Annotated in this window: 4 protein-coding genes; all 4 read right to left on the bottom strand. The window is 63.1% G+C overall.

Annotated features, from left to right (window positions below):
* Positions 1–460 (bottom strand): PIG-L deacetylase family protein (locus tag VK519_RS02800; RefSeq protein WP_324347460.1); only part of this gene is annotated, 460 nt, incomplete at its 3' end.
* 30 nt (positions 461–490) lie between these two features.
* Positions 491–1933 carry a carbohydrate porin gene (locus VK519_RS02795; protein WP_324347459.1) on the bottom strand — a complete coding sequence of 481 codons (1443 nt, stop codon included), beginning with the start codon at positions 1931–1933 and terminating at the stop codon, positions 491–493.
* Between the two features lie 69 nt (positions 1934–2002).
* Positions 2003–3304 (bottom strand): C4-dicarboxylate transporter DctA, encoded by a 1302-nt coding sequence (locus VK519_RS02790; protein WP_324347457.1) that lies wholly within the window; start codon positions 3302–3304, stop codon positions 2003–2005.
* Positions 3305–3389: 85 nt separating this feature from the next.
* Positions 3390–4003: hypothetical protein (locus VK519_RS02785; RefSeq protein ID WP_324347455.1), on the bottom strand; the 614-nt coding region annotated here is incomplete at its 5' end.

Below are 4003 nucleotides of genomic sequence, written 5' to 3'. Positions count from 1 at the left end.
CACCGATCACCGGCACCTCCGGATTGTGCCCGTGCGCCTGGCCGACGATGCGTGCCTCCTGGGCGAAGGCGCTTACTGCCACGTGGTCGGCGTTGTACGGATCAAGGCGCGAATGCGTCATGGCCCACGAAGGCTTGACGGCGCGGTAGAGGTCGGCGAGCCGGAACAGCGACTCGGTCGACAGCGTGATCGGGTAGTCGCCCAGGTCCCAGAACTGGATATCGGCAACGTCCAGGTGTCTGGCCGCGTTCTCGGCCTCGCGCTGGCGCTCGGCCTTGACCTTTTCCAGCGTCATCCCGGGCTTGCGCCACAGCTTGGCCGATTCACCGCGTTCGCCGTAGGAAAGGCATACCACCGTGATATCCCAACCGGCCGCCGCGTGCAGTGCGATCGCGCCACCGGCGCGCCACACGAAGTCGGCCGAGTGTGCGCTCACCACCAATGCTGTTTTGTTCGTCATCGATATTCACCGTTTCAGGAAGCAGGGGAATCAGTCACCCGAGGTCGCCCGTTCGAAGCCGAGCATGTTGCCGATATCCCAACGCAGGCTCAGGCCGAAGGCGAACATGTTCTTCGGGAAGATCTTGGTGTTGGTAATACTGGAGTTATCCGGGTGCACGATGTACTGCACGCTCGGCATCAGTTCCAGGCCGCGGGTGATGTGCCAGCCGTAGGTCATCTCGAAGGCCGTCTGGTGGGCGGCGTTGCTGCCATGGCCGCCTTGCTTGATGCGTGCGTCGCGCAGGAATTCCCGCTCGCGGGGAGTGAGCTCGAATTCGGAAACCGAGAAATTGAACGTGTCCTTTGGGCGCGCCGTGAACGGCGAGGTCCACACGAAGCCGGCATAGACCTGCTGCCGCATGATCTCCGCTTCGTCCAGCTGCTGCACGATGCCACCAAACACATTGAAGCTCCGCGCGCTGGCGTCATCCGGGCGCCAGATCACACGGTCGCCCATGATGTAGACGCCATCGCGGCTGCTGTTGACGGTAAGTGCCGTGCCGCCATACAGCGCCTTGGATCGTCCGGCCGTGTTGAAGTACGGGTCCGTCAGGGGAGCGGTGCTGACAAAGCCGCCGACCTTCAGTTCAAACGGATAACGCGTGCTCGCCGGGTCGGTCTTGGCCCAGGCCCACTCCACCGGTACCGTGATGCCCGTTGAGTTGGCGATGGAAAAATCCAGGCCATTGCTGGCGGAGGTCGTCGGGTTCACTTCGAACACGCCGCTTTCGATGTAGGTATTCGCCGTGGGCTTGTACTTGACGTTCAGGCCCCAGGTGGCCGACGGCAGCAGGCTGAAGCCGGCCTCCGACACAAGGATTCTCGGCTCGCCGCAGGTGTCGGCGGACTCGAACTGGCAGTTGGTAACCAGGTGCCCGTAGTACGTGGTTGTGCCAAGGCGGCCAGCGATGATGTCGAGCTTGTCGTCCAGCAGCTTCTGCTCGTATGCGAACAGGCCCAGGTGCCAGCGGTAGAACTCGTTCTTGTAGATGTACTGCTGCTTGGTAAACGTGCCGGTGACGTGCTTGTTCAGGCTCTCGCCATAGTCGCGGTACACGGTGAAATGGAACGACCCGCCAGTCAGGCCCATCATCTTGTCAAGGTCGAAGTCGGCACCGATGTTGAACTGGCCGACGTTGGTATGGCCCTGGTAGATGCCGCCGGTGGAGTTTTGCGCGTACTGATCGATGATGCCGCTGCGGAGGCCGATGCCTTCGGCTTTCAGCGACTTGGCCAGCCCCGCCAAAGGTGGCTTCGAGGCATCGGTCGACTCAGTCGCATTGCTTGCCTCATCCGACGCCGCGGGGCCGGCAGTGCTTGCACTGCTTGGCGGCGCGGACACCGACGTCGTCGCCTGTGCAGCGGCGATCATCGGCGTGATGCCGGATGCCAGTGCGAATAGGGCGATGGCGATGGTGGTTATGCGTTTCATTTGGACAATACCTCCCTGATCGCGGAGCCATAAGCTTCGCGAGGCTCTTACTGCTTGCGATGTGGTGGATCAGGCGGGCTGGTAGCCCGCGTCCAGTTGCTGTTTCAGTTGTTGCTGGTCGACTGCCTTCTCCCACCGGCCGACGACGACGGTGGCGACGCAATTGCCAGCAATGTTGGTAAATACGAAAAACGCCGAGAGAATCCGGTGGACACCCAGGATCAAGGCGATGCTGTTTACGGGAATGGTCTTGGTGGCAGCGAGGGTGAGCGTGAGCACGGCGATGGCGGAGCCGGAAACACCGGCGCCTCCCTTCGAGGTGAGCAGCAGGATCGCCAGCAGTCCAAGCTGCTGCTCCCAGCCCAGCGCCGTACCCGTCGCCTGGGCCAGGAACACCGCCACGGCGGCGAAATACAGGCACGTACCATCGTGGTTGAAGCTGTAGGCGGTGGGAAGCACCATGCCCACGACCGATTCATTGACACCGAGCCTGGTGAGCTTGGCCGTGAGCTGCGGAAACACGCTTTCCGATGAACTGGTGCCCAGCACCAGTATCAATTCCTCGCGGAAATAGCGCATCAGCTTGAGCACGTTGAACCCTGCGAAGGCACAGATCGGTGCAAGCACCAGGCCGATGAACAGCGCGCACGTAAGCAGGAATTCAAGCACCAGAGTGCCCAGCGGCAGCAGCGTGCCCAGGCCGAACTGCGCCACGGTGAAGGCGATCGCGCCGAAAGCTGCGATCGGCGCGATCTTCATCACCAGGCGGATGATCCAGAACAAAGCAGCCTGGACGGTATCGACCACGGTCAGCACCGGTTGTGCCTTCTCGCCCAACGAAGCGAGCCCGCAGGCGAACAACACCGAGAACACCAGGATCTGCAGGATGTCCCCTTGCGCAAATGCATTGAGCGCGGAACTGGGCACCAGGTTGACCAGGAACGTTCCCACGCCGCCAGGCGCAGCGGGCGCGGCATCCTTGGCGCCCGCCGCCGCCGTATGCAGCATGGCCGGATCGATGTGCATGCCGACGCCGGGCTTGAGCACGTTGATCGTCACCAGGCCGATCAGCAGCGCGATGCTGGTGACCACTTCGAAGTACACCATGGCCTTGATGGCGATGCGCGCCACCTTGCCAAGGTCGCGGACGCTGGCAATGCCGTGCGTCACCGTACAGAAGATGATCAGCCCGACGACCATCTGGATCAGCCGGATGAAGATGTCGCCCAGTGGCTTCAGATCCTTGCCGATGTCCGGCGCCAGCGCACCCACAGCGACGCCCAGCACCATGCCGGCCACTACCTGGAAGGTGAGGTCCTGGTAGAACGGGCGGCGGGGGCGCACGGTCGAATGGATATCGTTGACTGTCATTTTGTTCATCAGTTGGAAGGACCCACGCGACGGCCAGGCGGCACGCTGCGATTCACCGAGTGTCCCACCATGGCCGCGGCGACATTCATGCGACGAGCCCGCCGAGGATATTTTCCGCCGGGCCAAATACCTCGTCGAGACCCAGGCGGCGCGGCAGCAGGCCCTGTTCGAGGCAGGCGTCGATCACGTACTGGACCGGTCCGAGCAACCTGCCGATTCCGAAAGCGTACGGAGAGGGCTTCGCGGCCGGTGCATGCAGCTGGGCAAACGACTGCAGCAGCAGGCCGTACGCCGCGCGTATGGCGCCGGGGTCGCGCTCGCAGGCGACAGTGCTGGCCGATAGCAGGTGATTGATCGGCACGAAGCCATGCTGGGTGTACCACGCGCTGTCCCTGGCGCCGGCGTCGGCGATCACGGGCACGAATTCCTCGTCCTTGGGAAGGTCATTGCCGAGGATCGCCGCGTCCGCGATGCCTTCGCGCAGCTGGTCCAGCAGGCTCTTGTCGTCCGCGGCGTGCTCGACGAAGGATGGGTCCTGGTACTGCTCCACGTGGGCGTGATCGCGGGTGAGCCAGTGCATCGAGGCGGTGGCAAGCCCGTAGTCTTCGGCCAGGTGCGCGCGTACCCACATACCGGTGGTTTGTGTGTAGGCACGCACGCCGATGCGCTTGCCGGGAAGGTCTTGCGGGCTGGTCACGC

This window comes from Pinirhizobacter sp. (genome assembly GCF_035317885.1).
GTDB lineage: Bacteria > Pseudomonadota > Gammaproteobacteria > Xanthomonadales > Rhodanobacteraceae > Pinirhizobacter.
Note: the sequence above shows the minus strand (reverse complement) of the source record. Positions and strands in the feature narration are given on the sequence as shown.

What these genes read in the sequence shown, in the direction of transcription:
- VK519_RS02790 (WP_324347457.1), bottom strand. Translation starts at nt 3,304, where the DNA reads ATGACAGTCAACGATATCCATTCGACCGTGCGCCCCCGCCGCCCGTTC.
- VK519_RS02795 (WP_324347459.1), bottom strand. Translation starts at nt 1,933, where the DNA reads ATGAAACGCATAACCACCATCGCCATCGCCCTATTCGCACTGGCATCC.